Source organism: Rhodococcus sp. T7, from assembly GCF_009872365.1.
Classification (GTDB): Bacteria; Actinomycetota; Actinomycetes; order Mycobacteriales; family Mycobacteriaceae; genus Rhodococcus_F.
Genome location: NZ_WXYH01000011.1, coordinates 1 through 21650 on the forward strand (window position 1 = coordinate 1; position 21650 = coordinate 21650).

At 66.3% G+C, this 21650-nt stretch carries 22 protein-coding genes and 2 pseudogenes; 7 read left to right on the forward strand and 17 right to left on the reverse strand.

Annotated features, from left to right (window positions below; translation table 11 throughout):
- From MLGJGCBP_RS01405 to MLGJGCBP_RS01425, 5 genes and pseudogenes are all read right to left on the reverse strand, one after another.
- Positions 1-416, reverse strand: a 416-nt coding sequence (locus tag MLGJGCBP_RS01405; protein WP_268960716.1) for an anti-sigma-D factor RsdA, incomplete at its 3' end; no start/stop codon positions are given.
- A pseudogene (locus MLGJGCBP_RS01410) lies at positions 400-664 on the reverse strand (sigma factor-like helix-turn-helix DNA-binding protein); the annotation flags it as partial. The pseudogene MLGJGCBP_RS01410 and the gene MLGJGCBP_RS01405, both read right to left, overlap by 17 nt.
- Before the next feature lie 753 nt (positions 665-1417).
- The gene (locus tag MLGJGCBP_RS01415; RefSeq protein ID WP_160093785.1) at positions 1418-1741 is read right to left on the reverse strand and encodes a hypothetical protein; all 324 of its coding nucleotides are present in this window, start codon (positions 1739-1741) and stop codon (positions 1418-1420) included.
- 25 nt (positions 1742-1766) lie between these two features.
- Positions 1767-2570 (reverse strand): MBL fold metallo-hydrolase, encoded by an 804-nt coding sequence (locus MLGJGCBP_RS01420; protein WP_160093786.1) that lies wholly within the window; start codon positions 2568-2570, stop codon positions 1767-1769.
- On the reverse strand, positions 2552-2917 hold the full coding sequence (locus MLGJGCBP_RS01425) for a grhN (protein WP_160093787.1): 366 nt from the start codon (positions 2915-2917) through the stop codon (positions 2552-2554). The genes MLGJGCBP_RS01420 and MLGJGCBP_RS01425 overlap by 19 nt, the downstream gene beginning before the upstream one ends.
- Positions 2918-3005: 88 nt before the next feature.
- Between MLGJGCBP_RS01425 and MLGJGCBP_RS01430 the strand changes: the two genes are divergently transcribed.
- Positions 3006-4166: a helix-turn-helix transcriptional regulator gene (locus MLGJGCBP_RS01430; protein WP_236580867.1), complete on the forward strand. Its 1161-nt coding sequence runs from the start codon at positions 3006-3008 to the stop codon at positions 4164-4166.
- 217 nt (positions 4167-4383) lie between these two features.
- Here MLGJGCBP_RS01430 and MLGJGCBP_RS01435 read toward each other — a convergent pair whose 3' ends face one another.
- From MLGJGCBP_RS01435 to MLGJGCBP_RS51300, 5 genes and pseudogenes are all read right to left on the reverse strand, one after another.
- Positions 4384-5361 carry an ornithine cyclodeaminase family protein gene (locus MLGJGCBP_RS01435; RefSeq protein ID WP_160093788.1) on the reverse strand — a complete coding sequence of 326 codons (978 nt, stop codon included), beginning with the start codon at positions 5359-5361 and terminating at the stop codon, positions 4384-4386.
- Positions 5358-6284 carry an ABC transporter substrate-binding protein gene (locus MLGJGCBP_RS01440; RefSeq protein ID WP_160093789.1) on the reverse strand — a complete coding sequence of 309 codons (927 nt, stop codon included), beginning with the start codon at positions 6282-6284 and terminating at the stop codon, positions 5358-5360. The genes MLGJGCBP_RS01435 and MLGJGCBP_RS01440 overlap by 4 nt, the downstream gene beginning before the upstream one ends.
- A gap of 23 nt (positions 6285-6307) precedes the next feature.
- Complete coding sequence (locus MLGJGCBP_RS01445) at positions 6308-7783, reverse strand: MFS transporter (protein ID WP_201452931.1); 1476 nt, start codon at positions 7781-7783, stop codon at positions 6308-6310.
- Between the two features lie 195 nt (positions 7784-7978).
- A complete protein-coding gene (locus tag MLGJGCBP_RS01450) occupies positions 7979-8602 on the reverse strand; it encodes a GntR family transcriptional regulator (protein WP_160093790.1) in 624 nt (207 codons plus the stop codon).
- A 65-nt stretch (positions 8603-8667) separates the two neighbouring features.
- A pseudogene (locus MLGJGCBP_RS51300) lies at positions 8668-9080 on the reverse strand (PDDEXK nuclease domain-containing protein).
- On the opposite strand from MLGJGCBP_RS51300, the gene MLGJGCBP_RS51305 reads away from it, so the two are divergent.
- Together MLGJGCBP_RS51305 and MLGJGCBP_RS01460 are read left to right on the forward strand one after the other, a co-directional pair.
- Complete coding sequence (locus MLGJGCBP_RS51305) at positions 8970-9428, forward strand: hypothetical protein (protein WP_236580875.1); 459 nt, start codon at positions 8970-8972, stop codon at positions 9426-9428. The pseudogene MLGJGCBP_RS51300 and the gene MLGJGCBP_RS51305 overlap by 111 nt on opposite strands.
- 254 nt (positions 9429-9682) lie before the next feature.
- Positions 9683-10567: a GNAT family N-acetyltransferase gene (locus MLGJGCBP_RS01460; protein ID WP_268960718.1), complete on the forward strand. Its 885-nt coding sequence runs from the start codon at positions 9683-9685 to the stop codon at positions 10565-10567.
- Between the two features lie 206 nt (positions 10568-10773).
- On the opposite strand, the gene MLGJGCBP_RS01465 is transcribed toward MLGJGCBP_RS01460, so the two are convergent.
- The 3 genes from MLGJGCBP_RS01465 to MLGJGCBP_RS01475 form a co-directional block, all read right to left on the reverse strand.
- Positions 10774-11178, reverse strand: coding sequence for a hypothetical protein (locus MLGJGCBP_RS01465; RefSeq protein ID WP_160093792.1), 405 nt, complete (start codon positions 11176-11178; stop codon positions 10774-10776).
- Positions 11179-11287: 109 nt separating this feature from the next.
- Entirely contained in the window at positions 11288-12943 is a 1656-nt protein-coding gene (locus MLGJGCBP_RS01470) for an amidohydrolase (RefSeq protein ID WP_160093793.1), read from the reverse strand.
- Between the two features lie 61 nt (positions 12944-13004).
- Positions 13005-14540, reverse strand: a complete 1536-nt coding sequence (locus MLGJGCBP_RS01475) for an APC family permease (protein WP_160093794.1) — start codon at positions 14538-14540, stop codon at positions 13005-13007.
- A gap of 171 nt (positions 14541-14711) precedes the next feature.
- On the opposite strand from MLGJGCBP_RS01475, the gene MLGJGCBP_RS01480 reads away from it, so the two are divergent.
- Together MLGJGCBP_RS01480 and MLGJGCBP_RS01485 are read left to right on the forward strand one after the other, a co-directional pair.
- A complete protein-coding gene (locus MLGJGCBP_RS01480; RefSeq protein WP_160093795.1) occupies positions 14712-15440 on the forward strand; it encodes a TetR/AcrR family transcriptional regulator in 729 nt (242 codons plus the stop codon).
- 52 nt (positions 15441-15492) lie between these two features.
- Positions 15493-16980, forward strand: a complete 1488-nt coding sequence (locus tag MLGJGCBP_RS01485; protein ID WP_236580869.1) for an FAD-binding protein — start codon at positions 15493-15495, stop codon at positions 16978-16980.
- Here the strand turns inward: MLGJGCBP_RS01485 and MLGJGCBP_RS01490 are convergent.
- The 3 genes from MLGJGCBP_RS01490 to MLGJGCBP_RS01500 all read right to left on the reverse strand — a co-directional run bounded on the left by MLGJGCBP_RS01490 (position 16967) and on the right by MLGJGCBP_RS01500 (position 19461).
- On the reverse strand, positions 16967-18526 hold the full coding sequence (locus tag MLGJGCBP_RS01490) for a hypothetical protein (protein WP_160093796.1): 1560 nt from the start codon (positions 18524-18526) through the stop codon (positions 16967-16969). The two genes, MLGJGCBP_RS01485 and MLGJGCBP_RS01490, sit on opposite strands and share 14 nt — an antisense overlap.
- Before the next feature lie 210 nt (positions 18527-18736).
- Positions 18737-19021 carry a YciI family protein gene (locus MLGJGCBP_RS01495; RefSeq protein WP_087557445.1) on the reverse strand — a complete coding sequence of 95 codons (285 nt, stop codon included), beginning with the start codon at positions 19019-19021 and terminating at the stop codon, positions 18737-18739.
- 11 nt (positions 19022-19032) lie between these two features.
- Positions 19033-19461, reverse strand: a complete 429-nt coding sequence (locus MLGJGCBP_RS01500; RefSeq protein ID WP_160093797.1) for a CBS domain-containing protein — start codon at positions 19459-19461, stop codon at positions 19033-19035.
- Positions 19462-19626: 165 nt separating this feature from the next.
- On the opposite strand from MLGJGCBP_RS01500, the gene MLGJGCBP_RS01505 reads away from it, so the two are divergent.
- Positions 19627-20286, forward strand: a complete 660-nt coding sequence (locus MLGJGCBP_RS01505; protein ID WP_087557443.1) for a response regulator — start codon at positions 19627-19629, stop codon at positions 20284-20286.
- A 27-nt stretch (positions 20287-20313) separates the two neighbouring features.
- Here the strand turns inward: MLGJGCBP_RS01505 and MLGJGCBP_RS01510 are convergent, their stop codons facing one another.
- A complete protein-coding gene (locus MLGJGCBP_RS01510) occupies positions 20314-20931 on the reverse strand; it encodes a hypothetical protein (protein ID WP_160093798.1) in 618 nt (205 codons plus the stop codon).
- 202 nt (positions 20932-21133) lie between these two features.
- Between MLGJGCBP_RS01510 and MLGJGCBP_RS01515 the strand changes: the two genes are divergently transcribed.
- A complete protein-coding gene (locus MLGJGCBP_RS01515; RefSeq protein ID WP_160093799.1) occupies positions 21134-21640 on the forward strand; it encodes an FxsA family protein in 507 nt (168 codons plus the stop codon).
- Positions 21641-21650 lie beyond the last annotated feature (10 nt).

Here is a 21650-nt window from a genome sequence, read left to right on the forward strand (position 1 = left end):
GACTTGACGCTCCACAGCGGATCGCCGGGTTCGGCGTTGTACGAGAAGATGGTGGCACCGCCCATGAGAACCGCGATCGCGGCGGCAGCGCCTGCGATGGGTCGCAACAGGCGGAGCTTGTCGCGGGCGGCGCTGCGTGCCGAACGCGTGTCGGAGGCGTCGATCGCCGCGATCACGTCGTCGAGCAGCGGTCCGGTCGGCATCGGCGTCGACACGATGTCGGCACGCCAATTGGTCAGCAGAAGCGCGAGCTGGTCCTGTTCCGGCGAATCCGTTGCGCCGGGACCGCCACCGGCGATCGCGTCGATCAGCGCATCGTCGCGGCGCACTGCCGCGAGGTCCACGGGTGCGTCGTCGTCTGGGAGGTCGGCATCGGGATTGCCGTTGCGATTGGTGCTCCTAGCCAAACCTCTCACCTGCCCTCGTCACTTGCGATGGCTTCGTGTCGAGCGAACAACTCCCGTGTATTACCCACGGCCGCGGCCGTCTCCTCCGCTGACATATCGACCACGAGCCGGAGGGTCAAGATCTGCCGGTGCTTCTCCGGCAGCGTGCTCAGCAGTTCGTTCACCTGCCTGCTCTCTTCCGAGTCCAGCGCCCGTTGTTCGGGCCCGTCATCGTTGGCTACGTCATCTGGTTTGTCGGCGACGGGCTCCGATTTGTTACCGCATGTCAGTGGAGTGAGACTAGAAATCGGAGCCCTCCACGTCCATTGTGGGTTCGCGGTGTCGGTTCGAACGCAGTCGGTGACCCCACGACCACACCCGTCGTCTGTGGGCCGACCCCGGCGCACTCGGGCGGTCCTGAGGCCCTGGGCCGGGGTCGACGTTTTTGCAAGGGCATCGCTTCGTCGGGGTGGACGATCCTCCTGGTTGGATTATTCCACCGGTGGCCGCCGGCTGGCGAGGCTCAGCAGTTGTCGCACACCCCGCGCGGGCGAAGATGTTCGTTGACGAGCGGCAGATGTTGCCCACCTGGTCGGAGTCGAGGCGCTCTCTACATAGGTCTGGCCCACTACGCCAGCTCGTTGTGGTCGGCAACGATGACACACGGCGCCGGACTCATCTTCTGGGTGCTGATCCAAATGTCACCCGTGCAAATCGGAGTTCCCCTCGACGGGATACGCGCTCGGATGAAACCAACCGGTCTTGTCGAGAAGTTTGTGTCATCGCGTGATGCCGGAATGGTTCGGGTAAGAGGCTGTCTCATAACCCGTGTTGGCGAATTGCTTGGGGGTTCGGTCTCGATATCCGGAACGCGTAAGTCCGCAACCTGAAGGTCCGCATCGGCTGACTACAACAGCGTCCTTTCGTTGTCCCGCACGAAATTTGAGTAGTCGGGAGCGGCAGGACCGCTCCTGTGCTCGCCGTGATCGACGTGGTCCGGACCCGCGTTCGAGGCCGTCAGGGCTGAGCGATCACGGCCGCATGGCCAGCAGTTCGCTGACGGTGATGAACCGGTAGCCGTCGGCGCGGAGGCGGTCGATGATCTGCGGCAGCGCTTCCCGATCCGCGGCGCATTCGGCCTCGCAGAACGGGTGCATGAGGATGATTGAGCCGGGACGGGTTTGGGTCACGGCGTAGTCGGCGCACGCCCGCGCGTCGCCGGCGTGGTAGGGGACGGGCTCGATGTCCCAGGTCACTGACGTGGTGCCCCGTTGGGACAGTTCCCACGGCAGGTCCAGCAGATCCTTCCCATAGGGCATGCCGCTGAAGGATCCCTGAGCGGACAGCTGGACCAAGGTCGTGCTCCACCCCTCAGGACTCTCAGCGTGCCGGTTCGAAGCTGGCCAGCATCTGCTCGAGCGCGGCCTGGTCGGGTCCGACGAAGGCATCGGCTTGCGGGGCGGCGGCGAGCATGTCGAGATACTCCGCAGTGCGGCCGTCCGCCGGTGGAAGGTGAGTGCTGAGGAGGCGTCGCGGTTCGAGAGAGCTCAAGGCCGACACGGTGGCCATGAATTTCTCCTGGTCCACCGTGTGCACCCAGGGGCTGTCCACGGTGGCCCACAGGTGCTGGGCGGCGCGTACGGCGCTCGGCAGGCAGTAGCCGATGTCGTCGGCGGTGGCGAGCTCCGCGGTCTCCATCGGGGCCCCGAAGCAGTCGGACGAGAAGTACGATCCGCTGTGGTTGTCGAAGCAACCGACCGTGCTCGGATTGTCGAACAGCGGCGGACGCAGCGCGGTCAGCAGTCGGTCTCCGACATCGAGGGACTGCCCCGGGTTGAGCAGGTACATGCGGTCCAACGGGACGGACCGTTCGCACGACATGATGCCGACACCGGCGAAGGTGGTGATCAGCCGCGCGTGGGGCGCCTGGTCGAGCAGGTCGAAGAGCGAGCCGGTGTGATCGCGGTCCGGATGGGTCAGCCATACCCATTCGACGTCGGCGGGGTCGACCACCGATCCGAGTGCGTCCAGGAACCCGCGGTCAGGCAGACTCAGTCCGGTGTCGACGACCACCGGTTCGGCGGCTTGGAGGACGTAGGCGTTCACCGGGAGGTGTCCGATGCCGGGCACTTCCAGTTCGTCGCTGAGGACCGCGATGTCGGGACTTATTCTGTTGATACGCATGGGAACTCTCCTTGACCGTCGTTGTCGACGCGGATCAGAGACCGGGCGATCTCGGCCGGCTCGGCTTCGAAAGGGACGTATCCCCGGGGAACCTTCAGGCCGAGTTCGAACGGTGAGGCCCTGTCGTCGAGAGCGGCACGGAATGGGGAGCCGGCCCCGGCGGGGTGGCCTCGAGCAACAGGGCGCCCTCGGCGAACCCGGTCGCGGTGGGTGACCATCACGGGTGCGCCGCCGGCGAAGTTGAACCGCCAGGGCCGCTCGGTGAAGATCAGCAACGGATCGACCAGCACCATCAATGGGGGAGGCGGGGGACTCAGCCGCACCTTTGCGGTCTCGGACTTGGACATGTCCCCGACGCTAGGCCCGGCACGGAGGGGGCACCATTCCAGATTTCTGGTATTTCCGGCGGTCGATCCGGGCTCCTAGGATGGACGGGTGAGCACGGATTCCGTGCAGTGCGCGGCCGACAAGATCGCACGAGTGTGCGCCGTACCGCGCGGCCTCGTCGCGTTGTGGCGTGACGCGTCGGAGGTCGTGGCCGGGGTGGTCCCGTACTACTGGACGCCGTGCTGGTTCACCGTCGACCCGTTGTCGTTGTTGATGACCAGTCACTATCACTTCGGCATGGACGAGTTCCCCAATGAGTGGCTGGCCGCCGAGTACTACGAGGACGATGTCCAGTCGGTACCCGGCGTGATGCGTTCGGCCACAGGTATTTCCACGCTGCACGACGCAGCCGAGGGGGATCCGTCGCGTAGCCCGCGCTGGCGCCGGAACCGCACACTCGGTGGCGATCAGGAGTTGATCGTCCGACTGCGCACCCGCTCCGGCGAGACCTGGGGAGCGCTGTCGCTCTACCGGGACGAGGGCATGCCCCGGTTCACCGACACGGAGAAGTCCTTCCTTCGTGAGATTTCGCCGATCCTCGCCGGCGGCGCCCGACGAGCGTTGCTGTACGGGCAGGCCGAGGAGCCGGAGTATTCCGATTCGCCGGGCCTGCTCGTCCTCGACCACAATTGGGACGTCGAATCGGCGACCCCGGGTGTCGACCGATGGATGGCGGATCTTCCCGGCGGGAACTGGGATCGCGGCGAGTTGCCGGCCGCCGTGATCGCCCTCGCCGCCCGAGTGCTGCGTTCCGCGGAAGATCGCGATCACGTCGGCGAGGTCGCGCTCTCACGGGTGCTCTCCCGCTCCGGAGCGTGGCTGGTGCTGCACGGTGCGTGCCTGGCGTCGACCGGCCGCCAGCGGATCGCCGTGATCGTCGAGCCCGCGCACCCCAGCCGGCTCTACCCCCTGCTGATGTCGGCCTACGGGCTGACCGAGCGCGAGAGGGAAGTCACCACGATGGTGTTGCAGGGGGCGTCGACCTCGCAGATCTCGGCCGCGCTCTCCGTATCTGCGTACACCGTGCAAAAACATCTCGAGAGCATCTTCGACAAGACCGGCGTCCGCAGTCGACGCGACCTGGTCGGCAAGATGTTCTTTCACCACTACGAACCACGGTTCCGCGACAACGAGAAACGCACGCTCGCCGACCGGCCGCTCCGGGGTGGCCCCTGGCCCGCGGATCGTTCACGCCGCACAGGTCGGTAGACGATCGCTGACCTGTCCGCGATGTGCACGGACCTCTCAGCCTGTCATCTGGGCATGACACCTCCACAGCCATTGGTTCGACACCGGCATCCCACTCGTGATCGAACTAGAGTCGGCGAGGTGACCGGCGTTCGTCCCACACAGAAGATAGAGCACGTAAATGCCAGTCGGGCAGACCTCGGCGATGTCGACGTCTCCCCGACCTATGCGGACTTGTTCACTCGCTGAGGTTGATCGATGTGCCGATGCCTCGTGCAGTGGCGTGTTCGATGACGAGCTCGGCTGCGGCGAGGTCTTGGAGTCCGATGCCGACCGATTCGTACAACGTGATGTCGGCATCGGACGTGCGGCCTGCAGCCTTGCCGACGATGACATCACCCAACTCGGTTCGTGCATCGTCTTCGGTGATGAAACCTTCGGAGATCGCGAGGAGCACGCCCCCCGATTTGGCCATTGACGTCGGGAAGCTATCGACGACTACCTTTGCTCGTTGCATGCCGATGCCGTCGACTTCCCGGTGATCGGCGCGGGGCGGTGCACCGACTGCATTGACATGTTGTCCCGGTCTGAATGACACACCACGCACGATGGGCTGCCGGGACGGAGTGAGCGTGCACACGATGTCGGAGACCGCCAGGGCATCTTCCGGGGATCCCGCCGATTCGACCGGGATACCGAGAGTTGCTGTTGCAGAGCGGAAGCTGTCGATCGTCGCGGCGCTGCGTGACCAGACCGCGATCCGTGTGATGTCCCGAACGGCGGCGATTGCGAATGCATGCTCGACCGCCAAGTTGCCGGCGCCGATCATCCCGAGTATCGAGGCGGACTGCCTCGCGAGATGGTCGGTGGCAACCGCACTCGCGGCGGCGGTACGGATCGCAGTGATCGCCCGCCCATCGAGGATGGCAAGGGACTCACCGGTGATGGCGGAGGACACCATGATCGTCGAGCGCTGGGTCGGCAGCCCTCGGTCGCGGTTCGCAGGTACATCGCACAGAAGTTTCACCGCCACCATCCCGCGCCCACCGGTAGCCATCGGGAGCGCGGTGCCGGATTCGGGTAACGCGATGGCAGAGGGAGCTGGGTTGGCACGCTCACCCGTCGCGAGACCCGCGTGCGCCTGCTCGACGGCTTTGCGTACTTCGTGTCGATCCAGGACCGAAAGGATGTCCGAGTGCGTCAGCACGAGAGTCATTGCAGGCTCTTTGAACTGGCGATGGGGGAGAGTTGATCGACGATACTGGTGTCGACCAGTTGCTCGAACGTAGGTGCCGTTCGGACCATCTTCTCCTCATGCAGAATTCGCATCCACCGGTTGGTTGCATCGGCGTCGATGCATACGGTGTCCCACGTACGCGAGTGCAGCATCGTGTCGCACGACTTCGCCAGGACCGCCGCCGGAATTGTCGGCCAGTGAGCGGCGAGGAGGGGGGCCAGGTCCTCCGAGGTCGCCGATTTGAGTAGCTGCATAGACTCCTGCAACGCTGATACGAACACGAAGAGCCGGTCGCTGAGCTCGGCGAAGCGGTCGGTGCGGCAGTAGTAGACGCTGTTGGGTCCGAGGCCGCCCGCGACGGTGTAGTCGATGGCGATGTGCCCGGATGCCCTGTGCTGCAGGGCTTCCGCAGTTGTCATGTCGAGGATGATCGCGTCGCCCAGCCCCGCGTCGAACAGTTCGACGAACATCGGCGTCGACAGATCGCGTAGGAAGGTGATCGAGGAAGGGTCGACGCCGGACTCTCGGATCAATCCCGAGGTGAAGGCGTAGGGGGCGCTGCCTCCGATTCCGGGTGCCAGTACCGTGGCGCCTTCGAGGTCGGACCAGGTGAAGTCCGGGTACTGCTTTCGAGTGACCAGCGCCTTGGGGAACTGGTGATTGACTTGTGCGAACACCGTGAGATCGCGTGGCCCTTGTGCATACATTCCAGGAACCCACAATCCGCCGAGTGCGATGTCGGCGGCGCCGCTGTCGAGGTCGTCGAGGACGCCGGTCCACGGATCGCATGCTGTGTCGTTGACAACGATGTCGCGTGCGGCGAACAAGCCTTCTTGTTCGGCGTAGTACTGGGGCAGGTAGTTCGGTCCGTGTGCGGTGGCGGAGATGTCGAGGTGCAACATGCCAGTTCCTTTCGGGGTGGTGGTCAGGCTGCGGTTGCAGCGAAGACCGGTTTTTCGGTGACGGTTTCCAAGGACTTGCCCAGCGTTTCGGGGCCGAAGCGCGCTGCGACCACGAGCAGGGCGTACATGACTGCGATCATGGAGAAGACGCCGGGAACCCCGAAGCGGTCGAAGAAGAACAGTGCGGCGAACGGCATGACTGCCCCCGCTACGTTGCCGATGCCGTTGACGACCGAGGTGCCCATGGCGCGCACCGATGTCGGAAACAGCTCGGGTGACCAGACGGAGAGCATGGTGTTGAGCATCATGGTGAAGAACTGAAAGATCATTCCCAGCAACAGGATCAGAGCTGTGGTGTTGGCGAACGAGGCGAAGCAGACGGCCGAGATGCAGCCCAGGACGGCGGCGACGGTCACGGTGAGCTTTCGGGGCGCTTTGCCGGCGAGGTACGAGGCGGCGCAAGCGCCGAACAGCGAGCCGATGTTCATGATCATGGTGAACGCCAGCGAGTCGGACAGGGAGTAGCCGCGTGAGACCAGCAGGATCGGCATCAGGAACAGCAGGGTAACCTGTGCACCGAACGACATCCAGGACGCTGCTCCGATTGCCGCTGTGCGCCGCAGGTTTTGGCCCTTGAACACCTCGGCGTAGCTACTCTTGGTCTGGAGTGGGATATCGGCAACGGTGACGAATTGCTGTGTGGGGCCGGGGTTTCGCAGTCCGGCGATGCTGCCGCCGGCCAGCCGGGTGAGGCTCTTGTTGGCGTCGAGGACCCGTCCCTTGGAGAGTAGGAATCGGGGGGATTCGGGCAGGTATCGGCGGAAGAACACCACGAGTACGGCAGGGAGGGCGAGGAGGACGTAAGTCCAGCGCCATGCGCTGTCATTGCCTCCGAGTGTTTCGTTGAGCGGGCCGAGGACGAGCCAGAAGAAGCCGAACGATGCGATGTTGCCGATTCCCCCGGAAGAGATGTTCAGCGTGGCCAGTAGTGATCCGCGGTGTCGGGTGGCGACGATCTCCGCCAAGATGGCCAGGCCGACGGTGAATTCGCCGCCCAAGCCGATGCCGACGATGAAGCGGCTGGCCAGGAGCATTTCGTAGCTCACCGACATCGCGCTGATGAGGCCGCCGAGGGTGTAGACCAGTAAGTTCAGGCTGAGTGCGGCTCGGCGCCCCCAGCGGTCCGCGATATAGCCGCCGACGATGCGGCCGACCAACCCGCCTATCACGGTGGCGGTGTTGATCATGGTCAGCTCGGTGTTGCCGATGCCGAAGGACTCTTTGAGAAGCGTGCCCATGGCGCCCGTCGAGTTCTGCTCCAGGGAATCGAAGAACAGGCCGGCCATCAAAAGGAGGATCAATGCGGCCTGCACGCGACCGAAGCCGATGCGGTCCAATGCTGCTGTGAGTCCGGGTGTAGAGCTGGGATCCGGGGCTGCAGCGGTAACAGCTGTCTTGTCTGGTTCAGAGGAGAGTGTGTCGTTCTGGTTCTGGGACATGGTGGGCTCCGGGTGCTGAGTTATGGCACCGGCAGCAATTCTGTCGGCGAGCCGATCGCAAGTCGTCCCTGACTCCAACCGCGCTGCACCAATTTGTATACGAAATCTGTTACGTCACCGTTTCTCAGCTGGGCGTTTTCGTTACCTTCCTGAAAACACACCCGAATCGGTATACAATCAGGTCTGTTGGCGGCGTCAAGCTCCCGTTTGATCGTGATCGAACTTCTCTGCGAAGTAGCGTTCGTCGCGGCGAAGGTGCTCGTCCATGAGGTATCCGGCCTGGGTGGCAGACCCCTTCACGATGGCCATTGCGAGGATGCGGTGGTCTCCGGACGAGGCTTCGGGATTGTGTCCCAATCCCCACTGCACTCGAAGGTTTATCGACTTGAGCATCTCGACCAGTTGCTGATTTCCGGACGCTTCGGCCACCAGTTCGTGGAACGGTGTGTGGTCATCTTCGATGGCTTCGCCGTCGGCAATCGCGGTCAATTCACGCATCACGGAACCCCCATGGTTCTGGGCGGCGAGCTGCGCGGACAAGGTCTCCAGGCCTCGTCGAATCTCCAACAATTCTCGGCCGCCCTTGAGCATGGCGTCGGATACGGTTGCACCCTTGTTTCTGACGATGTTGACGAATCCCTCGGACTGTAGGCGTGTCAATGCCTCGCGAACCGGGATTCGTGACACTCCGTATTGCTTGGCGAGCGCATCCTCGATCAGGCGCTCCCCGGCGGACAACCGTCCAGCGAGGATGTCCTCCCTGAGTGCATGCGTGACCGAATCGCCGGTCGACCCGGGATGTGATGGAGGCTCAGTCATGACGAGAAGCCTAATGCCGAGCCGAATCCAACTGCTGGTGCTCAGGTCGGTAACTTCGGCTCGTCCTACTCCGGGGTGTGGTCGCCGAGCTCGAGGGCGACCGCACGCGTGAGGGCGTCCTCGGCGGGAAGCGCGGCCTGCTCGGCGGGCGAGAGATCGTAGCGGGAGACGGCGATCGGCTGGGTGGTGCCCGCTAGCGCGTACCGGACGACGGACTCGTTCTTGTCCGCGACCAGGAGCATTCCGCCCGTGGGCTGGTCCTCGACGAGGGCGACATAGAAACCGAGCTGGCCGGCGTCGCGCGGATCGAATTTCGTGGTCTTGAGTTCGATGACCACGTACCGGAGTTGGTCGACGTGAAAGAACAGTGGACCTGACGGCCAACGAACGCGAACCCGGGGCCGAACTCGCGAAGGGTGTCGATGATGCGCTCGACCAGCCGATCCTCGAGCTGTCGCTCGGAGGCGTCCCCGTCGATGGCGAGGAACTCGAGCGTGAACGGATCCTTGGTGATCTGCTGAGCGAGTTCGGAATCGGTGCGCTCCAGGGCGTGCGGGAAGTTGGACGGGGCCGCACCCTCTCGGAGGTGCAGCTGGGTCTTGATCTGGTGAGCCAGTACGGGACGACTCCAGCCATGGGCGATGTCCTTGGCGCTGTACCAATCGCGCAACTCGGCGTCATCGAGCTTCTCGAGCTACTCGATCACGTGGCCCCAGGGCAATTGGCCAACGGGTCGTTGACCGATTGCATCGTGGTCTGGCCACGCCTCGGCGAGCGGCAATGGAATCTGGCCTACTGGCGGTCCGTTTGGAAACCCTCGCGGTGAGCAAGTGTTGACGACCACCTAAGTTGCGTGGGTCAACGCGCTGGGTCGTGTCGGCCGGGATCTGAACGTGCGTCAGTACGGCGCCCGCTGGGTGGGTGCGCAGGTCTTCGTCGATTCTGTCGCGAACCGGCAAAAACGTGTTCCCCGGTTCATCCTCCTGTGTAATAGACGGTATTCGGATGCTCATCGACTCTCCAGACCGTGCCCTGAGGCCCGACAAATCGTAACGCCATCCGCTTTGGGACAACCGTCGGCTGCGCAAGCGCGACAATAGGAGAATGACCACGCTGCAGATCCGCGAGGTGACGCCGGACGATGCCCGGATATGTGGGCGCATCATGTTCGACGCTTTCGAGGCGCTCGCCACGCGCCATCACTTTCCGATCGAAGCAGGCACGCCCGAATTCGCAGACTTCCAGATCAAGGCAATGCTGGCCACCGATGGCATATACGGTCTGGTTGCCGAGCGCGACGGCCACATCGTCGGCAGCGCGTTACAGGACGAGCGCGGCAAGGTCGTCGGCATAGGTCCCGTCGCCGTTGATCCGGCGGCGCCGGACGCGGGGGCGGGTCGTGCATTGATGAATGCACTGCTTCAGCGATCGGAGGAGCGTGACGTCGCTGGCATTCGGTTGGTACAGACGGCGTACAACTACCGGTCTTTCTCCCTGTACGCCAAGCTCGGCTTCGCTGTGCGTGAGCTGTTGACCGTCTTCCAGGGAACGCCAGGCGGGTCCGCGATTCCCGGCGCAGTCGTGCGGCCGGCGACACCGGACGATATCGCTGCCTGCGACGAGATCTGCCGGCAGGTGCACGGCCACGACCGCCACGGCGAGCTGCAGTTCTGGGTCAATGTCGGCACCGCCCGGGTGGTCGAGCGTGGTGGCCGGATCACTGGCTATGCGACGGGCTTCGGCTACACCTGCCATGCGGTCGGCAAGGCCGACGACGACGTCATCGCGCTGCTCGCCGCTGCCGAGGAGTTCACCGGCCTCGGGTTCCTCGTGCCGTCACGCAATAAGCGCCTCATGGCCTGGTGCTTCGATGCTGGACTGAAGATCGTCCAGCAATCGACGCTGATGACGATCGGGCTCTACAACGAGCCCCAGGGCGCGTGGCTGCCGTCGGTCGGCTACTAGTCGTCCTGGCGCAACGACGCACCGCGCAGCCCCGTGGTACACACCGAGGCTGAGCCGCACCCGACCGGTGCGCAGTCGCCCGGTCCATGCCAGTAGTCCGGTGACGATCGTCATTCCGGGGCGCTGATCGGGACACCCTCGAGAGGCTCGTGGACGCGGGGAGTCGGCGCGTTTGTCGCCGCGTGGGAGGTCTGGCTACCGAGAAGTCATTCCGTTTCCCGGGGCGTCGACTCCTCCTGCTGGTCGAGGACGCTGACGGTGACGCCGTAAGGGAGGAACCGCACCGAACGGTGGGGATCGGTGTTGTGCTTGTGCGCGCGGAGGGCATCGAGTTCGGTGGCATACACCTGCTCGACGCGGGCGACGCCCTCTCCGTCGACGGTGTAGATCGCCCACACGCCGTCGCCGGTCTCCCCGGTCGTTTCCGGCTTCGACGCGGCGCGCGGCGACCGGGCGAAGTCCGCGAACACACCCGTCCACGGGATCTGTGAATCCGCCTGGTCCAGGAACCTGACGATCCGGTCCTTGACGCCCTGCAACTCCTCGCCGGCCTCACGGATCACGCGGTCGAGATCGTCGGGGTCGAACCCGAACGGCCTGTTGTCGCCCATCACTGTCTCCTGACTTCGGCGGGACACCTCCAGTGTGGTCGCGAATGCCGATCGGCGCCACGAGGGTCGGCCGATCGGCATCCGCAGGGGGTGCCGCCTGCAAGGGACGTCAGGCGCACGGTGCCGCGTAGACGCGGTCGCCACCCACGTAGGTGAGGACTGCCCGGGTCTCCGCAATCAGCTCGGCGGGTCCGGTGAACGGATCCCGGTCGAGGATCACCAGGTCGGCGAGCTTGCCCACCTCGATGCTCCCCGTGTCGTCGAGGTGATTCACATACGCGGACCCGGCGGTGTAGGCGGTGAGTGCGGACGTGAGGTCGATCCGCTGGTCCGGTAGGAACACCGGACGCCCCTGACCGTCTCGACCCGGTAGTACACGATTGACCGCGACATGGATTCCATGGATGGGGTCGGCACTGCTGACCGGCCAGTCGCTGCCGGCCGCCAGCGTTGCACCCGAGCGCAGCAGGGAACCGAAGGGGTACTGCCGTCGGGTGCGTTCGTCGCCGAGGAACGGGATCGTGAGCTCGTCCATCTGCGGTTCGTGGGCGGCCCACAGCGGTTGCATGTTGGCGGTGACACCGAGCGCGCGGAACCGGGGGATGTCCTCGGGGTCCACGACCTGCAGGTGGGCGAGGTGAGGGCGGGTGTCGCGGAATCCGTTCGCAGTCCGGGCGGCCTCGACCGCGTCCAGCGCGTCCCGTACGGCCCGGTCGCCGAGCGCATGGAAATGCACCTGAAATCCGAGGGCGTCGAGCTCGGTGACGTAGCCCTGCAGTTCGTCCGGGTCCACGAAGCTGGTGCCGGAATGTGTGGTCGCGCAGCCACATCCATCCAGATACGGAGAGATCATCGCCGCGGTGCGGGATTCGGCGACACCGTCGAGCATGATTTTCACGGTGTCGGCCCGCATCCTCCCGACGCGGAGACGGGAACGCCTCCGGAGCAGGTCGGGGATCTGCTCGGCGCCCTTGTCGCGATCCCACCACAGTGCGCCCGCCACGCGAGCGGTGAGGGACCCGTCGCCGGCCGCGGTCAGGTAGGCGTCCGAGACGTCGGAGATTCCGGAGGTGTCACCGAGCAGCGCGTCCTGCCAGGCGGTGATGCCGAGCGAATGCAGGTACTGCTGGGCGTGGAGCAGTGCCTCGAGCCGGTCGTCGGGGGTGTGCTGCGGGGTGTGGCGGCCGACCAGGTCCATCGCGGACTCCTGGAGCATGCCGGTCGGCTCGCCGTCGGCGTCGCGTTCGATGCGTCCGCCGACGGGATCGGGAGTCTCACGTGTGATTGCGGCGATTTCCAGGGCCCTTGTGTTCACCCACGCGCCGTGGTGGTCGCGATTGGGCAGGAACACCGGCCGGTCCCGCACCACGGTGTCGAGGAGTTGCGCGGTGGGTGTGCCCCCGTCGAACGCCTCCATCGACCACCCGCCGCCCACGATCCACGGCAACTCCGGGTTAGCGTCGGCATAGCTGCGGACGGCAGCGAGGGTGGAATCGGCATCGCTCGTGCCGGTGAGGTTGCAGCGGGCATGCTCGAGGCCCGCCACCACAGGATGGATGTGCGCGTCCTGAAAGCCGGGCAGCAGCAGCCTGCCGGTGAGGTCGACGACCTCGGTGCGGGCGCCGATCAGCTCCCGGACCTCGTCGTGGCCGACGGCCGATATCCGGCCCCCGGTGACGGCGACCGTCGTGGCTCGGCGGCGGGCCGGATCGAGGGTGGCAATCGATCCGCCGGTGAAGACCAGATCTGCGGGTAGTGCTGACATCGAGAATCTCCTGTCGGGAAGTGCTTTTCGTCGGTATTCGGAGCACGCGGCGGTGGGCTGATCAGGAGCGGGTGGTGACGGCGGCTTCTGTGGGCGCATCTCCGGCGAGCAGGGTCGCGTCGTCGGCGTCGGTTCCGCGGCCGGTGACGAAATAGGGTGATCGGCGGACCCATTTCGCGTGCGCGGCCACGATCAGTCCCGAGATCACGACGACGACCGGGAACAGCAGCTGAAACCATCCGTTGGTCGCGCTGATTTCGAGGTGATCGGCGGAGGTGTAGAAGATCCAGCCCAGATATCCGCCGAGCGCCAGTAACACCAGGGCACTGAGCGCGGGAAACACGACCGCGCGCAGTCCCTCCCACGGATGTTCCCGCAGGAGTCCGCGGAACCGCACAGCGGCCGCGAGTGCCGTCAGGCCGTACCAGAGTGCGACCACCAGTCCGATCGAACTGATGCCTGCCCCGAGAAGATCGCTCAGCTTGGGGATGACCGTGGCCAGCAGCGCGACCACGGCGGAGATGCCGCCGAGCAGCACGGTACCGGCTGCGGGGGTTCCGTAACGGGAGTGGATCCGGGTCCACACCGGGCCGAGGGTGCGGTCCCTGCCCATCGCGAACAGTCCACGCGCACTGGGTATCACAGTGGCCTGGAGTGAAGCGACGACGGAGAACATCAACGCCACCACGGGGAGCGCGGCCAGCGGCTGATCGGCGAGCGCCTCGCCGAGATACGCGAGTCCGACGGTCCCGTTGTCCGCGAGTTCCGCGGGGGTGAGGACGCGCTGGAATGCCACGGCTCCGAGCAGGAACAAGCCGAGAACCAGAAAGACGGTGATCACACCGGCGCGGGACGCGTCGCGCGGATCGCGCACCTCCTCGCTCACGCTGAACGCCGCTTCGAAACCCCAGTAGAAGAAGACGGCGATCACCATGCCCTGCGCCAGCACGGCGAACGACGGAATTTCGAAGGGGTTGAACCAGGAGAGCGAGAACGGCTGGCTCCCGGCGAACAGCCCGTACGTGCAGAAACCGATCAGCACGACGTACTCGAAGACGAGGAGGTACTTCTGCAACCGTGCCGCGACCGCGACGCCGCGGACGGCGGTGAACGTCACCGCTCCCAGAACGGTGAGGCCCAGCAGCGTCGACTGCAGTGTGGAATCGGGATCGAGCGGGAGTCCGGCGACACTGTGCACGCCGGCCATGCCGCCGAGCTGCAGGATCGCCGACCCGGCGATCGCGGTGGTGTAGGCCATGAACACGACGACGGCGACGATGGCCATCCAGCCGGTGAGGAAGCCCAGCCACGGACTGAGGCTGCGGCCCACCCATACGTAGCTGTTGCCGCAATTGGGTTCGACCCGGTTGAGCCGGGCATATCCGCTGGCAATTCCCAGGATGGGGACGAAGGCCAGCAACAGCACCACCGGCATCTGGAGCCCGACCACGGTGGCGACGACTCCCAGTCCGACACCGATGCTGGTCGTCGCCGCCGTACTCGAGGCGGCGATCGCAATGCCGTCCATGACACCGAGGGATTTGCGGAAGGCCGTCGCCCTGGGTGCGCCGGCCGCGCCGTCGTTCACTGTTGCCATCTGCGTCGCTTTCGCTCGAAGGGTGGGGAGGGTGCGATGTCACGCGCCGATCCAGACGTGTCGTGCCCGGTGCCTGGGCTTTCGCTCCCTGCGTGTGACATGCAACACTGTCGATGTCGACATGGTCAACGGTGTTGGCATAAGGCAGGGTGCGAGGGAAGGAGCCCGGAATTGGCGAAGCAGATGGTCTCGGACTCGCCCAGGAGGAGACACCGGCCGACGAAGCAGGGCGTCGTTCTCTCGGAACAGACGATCATCGAGACGGCGCTGCGATTGCTCCGGCATCACGGCAGCGCAGGGTTGTCCGCCCGCCGTCTCGGGGCTGCGCTGGGTGCCGACCCGAGCACCCTGTACCGGTACTTCCACGGCATCGACGACCTGACTCTGGCGATCGCCGACGAGCTGATCGGCCGGTCGTTCGACGGCTGGGAACCCACCGGGGACTGGTGGCGGGACCTGTACGCACTCGGAATACGTTCACATGCGGCATATCTGGACCACCCGCAGGCGGCAGTCCTGTCGGCCAGCAGGGTCAGCGGCCGCGCGTCCGAGCAAGCCGCCGTCGACACGATTCTCGGAATACTGCGTGAGGCGGGTTTTCCCGACGGTGCAGCCGTCCGCCTCTACCGGGCGTTCGTCGATCAGATGCTGGCGTTCGCCGCACTCGATGGCGCCGAACTCGCGCTACCCGACGACGTCCGCGAGTCCGACCGGGAACTGTGGCGATCGTCCTACACGCAACTGCCGGCCGAGACGCACCCGCATATCGCTGCGACCGCGGGACTTCTCGTCGGACTCTCCGACCGCAGTGCATATCCCGACGCACTCGAACTGTTCCTCGACGGAGCACGCGCCCTGCTTCAGCGACTCGAAACGACGAGGGACCCGGCGAGCACGTGACGGTCGGCAGACACCGGCTGCCCGGTCGTAGAATTCAGCGGGGGAGAACCTGATGCGTTCCATTCGTCGAACCGTGTTGATCGCTGCCGCCGTCGCCGACGCTGCGGCGGTAGCCACCGGCGTGTCCGCCGCACGGAAAAGGGACGTGCCGCCACCGGCTTTGGACGGCGAGTTGCGCTTCGACCAGGCGACGCGCGACGCCACCGCCGACGATTTCGGGCACCTGGTGGGTACGTCGCCGGACGTCGTTCTGCTGCCGGGTTCCACCGCCGACGTCGCCGCGACGATCTGCTGGGCCGCGAAGCGGGGCCGCACGTTCGCCGCGCAGGGACAGCGGCACTCGGTGTGGGGACGATCGTCCGCCCCGAACGGTGTCGTGGCCGACATGTCGACTCAGCGGTTCGTCGGCAGGGCCCGGGGCGACCGTATCGTCGTCGGTGCGGGCGCGACGTGGAGTGAGGTGCTCGCCGCCACGCTGCCGCAGGGAAAGACCCCGACCGTGCTCACCGACTACCTCGGGCTGTCGGTTGGCGGGACACTCGCCGTCGGGGGCGTCGGAGGCACGACCTGGCGGCACGGCGTCCAGAGCGACAACGTCCTTTCGATGGTCGTGGTGACCGGTGCGGGGCGGACGATCACCTGTTCGGCGGAGCACCACCCGGACCTGTTCGACGCGGTGCGCGCGGGCCTCGGCCAGGTGGCCGTGATCACCGAGGCGACGCTCGCGCTCGTCGAGGCGCCACAGCAGGTCCGCAGGTTCGTGTTGTCCTACCCGGACCTGGCGACGATGCTGCGGGACGAGCGTCTCCTGGTTCGCGACGGCCGCTTCGGTGCCGTGCAGGGGGCGATTCCGGTAGCACCGTCCGGTGGAGTGGCGTTCCAGGTGGACGTCGCGAAGTTCTTCACCGGGAGCCCACCGGACGACGGCGTCCTGCTCGCCGGCCTGTCCGACGATCCGGCCGGGCGGAAGCCGAGCACAATTCCGTACCCCGACTACCTGGACCGGTTGGCCGGGCTGGAATCGGCGTTGCGCGCCAACGGTCAGTGGTTCCACCCGCATCCCTGGATCACCACGTTCATCGGTGACTCCCGGGTCGAGGACGTGGTCGACGACGAGCTGGGCAGGATCGACCCCGCACACGACCTCGGCGCACTCGGCCAGATCGTCCTGTCGCCGATCCGCACCGGGGCGATCACCAGTCCGCTGCTGCGCACACCCGCGGAGGAGTTGTGCTTCGCGTTCAACTTCGTCCGGGTGCCGACGACCGCCGACCGCGGCAACGCCGACCGGCTCGTAGAATCCAACCGGGCCGTGTACGAACGAGTCCGACGCAACGGCGGCACGCTCTACCCGGTCAGCGCGTTCCCCATGTCACCCGAAGACTGGCGCCGGCATTTCGGGCCTGCGTTCGACCGCCTCCGTGAGGCCAAGCGCACCTTCGATCCCGATCACGTCCTCACCCCCGGCTACGAGATCTTCGAGGACGGTCCGCGCCGAATCGTCGAAGGCGTTCCACGCCGCCGCCTCAGCCGGCGGTGAGCGGCACCAGGGTGAAGTGGCCGACTCCGCGGGCCGCGGAGAACACCTCCCACGACATCGGACCGCCGGGACCGCGGCCCTCCCCGTACCGGAGGTCGAAGGCGGGGTTTACCGGCGCCAGCCGGTAGTCGAAAAACGCGTAGTTGGCGCGCAGCAGCGTTCGCGCCGGCTCGGAGGCCTCGGCGAGCCGCGGCACCAACCGGTCCTCGACCACCAACCCGCGGTCGGAGAACTCGTCGACGATGACACATTCGCAGAAGTACGCGAGCGTGCCGATCTCACCGGGAGACCGGACCGGTGCGTCCCCGACGAGTGCCCCGACCGCACGGCCGACCCGCTCGTAGTCCTGCGCACTCGCCCAGTTGCCGAAAATGGGTGGTGCCTCCCACGGGAGGCCGCCCTCGACGTCGAAATACACTGCGCCGGCGCCCAGCACGGCGAGCAGACCGGCGAGTGCACCGACGGCGGCGCGGTCCGTGGTGTCGCGAGCGGCCGTCCAGTAAGTGCCGGCGGCGAGGACGGCGAACATCGCCAGCGTCGTTGCGGGCGCCACGTAGTACCAGTGGTACGGCACGGTGTCGAGGACGACGTAGGCGATGTAGTACAGGGCGCCGGACAGCCCGAGCGCGAGGATCGCCCCTGGCAAGGGCGCAGGTCGCTTCCGGTAGCGGGCGTACGAGAAGAGCGCGAGGAGAAGCAGGACGAATCCGAGTGCCGCGGGCCCGAAAGCGGCGACGGTCCGCCATAGGCTGGACTCGAAGTACATGATCGGGCCGGTGAGGTAGTTGAACCCGCCCACGTCGGAAGCCTGGCCCTGCTTGATCAGGAAGGTATCGGGCAGGGCCGAGCCGAGGACGAGCCAGCTGAACAGGTACCACGGCCCGGCGATCGCGGCGAAGCCGGCGAGGGCCCGACTCACCTGGCCGCGAATCGCCGGCGACAGGGTCGCGATGACGAGAACGAACACGAGCAGGTCCAGTCGCACCAGCGCTGCCGTACCCGCGGCCGCACCGAACCACACGGCCCGCCCGTCGAGCGCGAACCACACCATCACCGCGACCGCGGCAGGGATCAGAAGCACCTCGAGCCCGACCGCCGACAACACGAACGGGTTGAACACCACCAGCGCACCGGCGAGCGCCGCCCAGAACGTTCCGAGGCCGAGTCGCCGCCCGATCAGGGCCAGCACCCACCCCAGCAGCGCGGTGACGGCGACGTTGAGCATCCCGAGAGCGAGCAGCGGATCGCTCGGGCCCCACAACCGGGTCAGGAACGTCAGTGCCCCGAGCACCAGCACGTTCAGCGGGGACGTCGACGTGTTCGCGGTCAGTCCGTGCACGATCGCCCACTCGCCGTGGACGGCCAGGTTCCGGGCGGCCGACAGACTGATGTAGGCATCGTCGGTGAGGCTGCCGGACACGACCCAGAACAACACGGCCGCCACCACCGCGCCGGACGCGGCGAGGATCGCCGGCGCCCGGTGCGGGTTCGCGACCGGCGACGGGGTGGACCGATCGAGCGGTGGGTTCAGCAATCCTGTGGACACCGCGACATCGTAGAGGGCAGGCGCGGGCGCCGCGCAGCCACCGAACCCGAACGTGACGAGGTCGTACGCGCGGTGAGTGTTTAGCGGCGCGGGTTGGCGGGAAATCGACGGCGCAGGGTCGGAGGCGCAACCGGTGGCACACCCGGTCCAGGTTCCGCGGGTTGAGTCCCCAGGCCGCGGGACCGCCCGCCGCCGATGGGTTCCGGCGTGCTACTCGCTGAATTCGCCCATCGCAGGCGCCCATTCGCGGATCTGCACCTTCGCCACGAGGTTCTCCTCGGCGAACGGATCGTGCGCGAACAGCCGTGCGACCGCGCCCTCGTCCTCGGCGTCGACGATGAACAGCGCACCGTGACCGCTCGCGAGAGGTCCGCTCGATCGCAAGATCTTGCGACGGAGAAGTTCGGAGAGCCACGCACGGTGCTGTGTTCGGTGATCGTCGCGAAGGGCCGACGTCTCGGGGCTGTACGTGTACTCGACGACGAACAGGGGCATGGGGTCCTCGCTCAGCCGTGGTCGATGTAGGACTCGAGTTGGTCACGTTCGGTCTGCAACTCGCCGATCCGGCTCTTGACCACGTCGCCGATGCTGACGATGCCGACCAACTGGCCGTCCACGATCACCGGCAGGTGCCGGATCCGGCGTTCGGTCATCGTCTCGGCGAGACTGTCCACGGTGTCGCTCGGCAGGCAGGCGAACACCGACGTCGTCATGATGTCCACGACCCGCGCATTCAGGATGTCGGGGCCGCGTTCGTGGATGCGGCGCACGACGTCGCGTTCGGTGACGATCCCGACGACGGCGTCGTTCTCCGTGACCACCAGGGCTCCGACGTTGTGCCGGGCGAGTTCGCCGATCAGGGTGCTGACCGGCATTTCCGGATCCACCGTCACCACGGCGGGACCTTTGTTCCGCAACACATCCGCGATTCGCATCTGGACACCCCGATCCGTGGGCTCTCCGACCTGTCCGCCGTCTCGATCATAGGCAGACTTCGAGCGTATGCCAGGGCTAATGGCTGTCTTCGTTTGGTTATCCACTCGTGACCGCCCGTCCCGCGGGCTGCGCATGCATCCGGAGCGCGGTGTTAGGTTGGCGCTGTGCCGATCACCGTGCTACTCGTCGACGACCAGGAACTGATGCGGATGGGCCTCAACATGGTGCTCGACGCCCAGGACGACATCACCGTGGTCGGTGAGGCGAGCGACGGGGCGGCGGCCGTCGCCGCGGTGCGCAAACTCGAACCCGACGTGGTGCTGATGGACGTCCGGATGCCGGTGGTGGACGGGGTGAGCGCGACCGCCCAGATCCTGGAGTCCGGGGTCGCGAGCCGCGTGCTGGTGATGACCACGTTCGACCTCGACGAGCACGCCATGGGTGCGTTGCGGGCGGGGGCCAGCGGGTTCCTGCTCAAGGACACCCCGTCTGAAGACCTCGTGTCGGCCATTCGCAGCGTGGCCGCGGGGGATGCCGTGGTGTCGCCGAAGGTGACCCGCCGGCTGCTGGCGAGATTCCTCGAGGACGGTCCGGCGCCGCTGCGCGATCCGGAGGTCCTCGACGTGCTGACCGAGCGTGAGCGGGAGGTTCTGCAGTTGGTCGCCACCGGGCTGTCGAACACGGAGATCGCCGCTCAGCTGTTCCTGTCGGAGTCGACCATCAAATCGCACGTGGGCCGGATTCTCACCAAGTTGAACGTCCGCGACCGGGTGCAGGCCGTGGTGCTGGCCTACGAGACGGGCCTGGTGCGACCCGGCTCGTAGGCCGGCGGGTGGGGAAGCGTACTGCGGTCAGACGGTGAAGGTGCCGACGGTCGGGACCACCGTGCACGTGACCGCGTCGGCGTAGCCGACCGTGCCGAACATCGTCGCGAGAACCGTGCCCTTGCCGGTGTCGACGATCTTCGACAGCAGCGGTGTGTTGATGATCGGCAGTTTGTCGTCGAGTTTGACGATGCCGCCCTGGAACGTGGTGAGGTTGATCCACGCGACGCTGAGTTCGGACGACTGCGGGATCGCGACGTAGGCGGGGATCGCCTGGAAGCGGAGTTGGTTCGCGCTGATCTGGGGGAACAGGTTCGGTCCGCCCTGTGCGCTGGCCAGCGTGACCGTCGCGGGCTTGTCGGCGACGCCGCACCCGAGGGTGGGGGACGGGTACATGAAGTCCTGCGGCGTGGTGAGTCCGACTTCGAGCACGTCCTTCGGGATGAACACGCTGGCGCCGAGAAGCGCGTCGACGGCGGCGCTCGCGGCGGGGGAGACCTCGGTGGCCAGCGCCTGCAGTTCGGCGGCGCCCTTCGCGAAGTCGGCGACCGGTGCTGCCGACGCCGGTCCCGAGGACAGCATGCCGAAGGCGGCTGCGGACGCGAGAACGATTGCGGCTCGGCGGAAGACGGTGGAACGAGTCATTTCGGCTCCTCGTTGTGCGCGGGATCGGAAGACCCCCATCGCAGTGAACTGCATCATGCGCAGAGTCTCAATGTCAACTTGAGGTTTAGCATCGTGCCCGCTTCGATATCTGCGGCCGGGAGAAAAACGGCGACCTCGAACGTTGAACGATCAGACGGTTGACCCAGACCCTCGATGAACCGGCCGTCCGAAAGGGGGCGTCATGTACGCCGCACTGTTCCTGTTGTACGTAGTGGTGGAGATCGCCGCGCTCGTCCTGGTCGGTCACGCGATCGGCGTGCTGTGGACGGTGCTCCTCCTGCTCGGGGGAACGCTGATCGGACTGCTGCTGATGCGGTCGCAGTGGCGTCGTGTGATGGACGGACTGCGCCGGGCGGCGGGCGGCGACGGCTCACCGGGGGCCGCGGTCGCGGACGGCGCACTCGTCGCGCTGGGCTCCGCCCTGATGTTCGTTCCCGGCCTGGTCACCTCGGTGCTCGGACTGCTCTTCCTCATTCCGCCCACGCGGTGGGCCCTCCGGCCCGTCGTCGTCCTGCTGGCGGGACGACGCGCCGCGACCGTCGCGGCAGGAGCCGAGGCGTTTGCGCGGGCACCCCGGCGCGGTCGCGGTGAGGTGATCGAGGGAGAGGTGGTCGACGAGGTCTTCGAGGGCGAAGTGATCGACGAGGAGCCCCGAACCCCGACCCGTGATCCCCACGTTCTGCCCTAACAGGCAGACT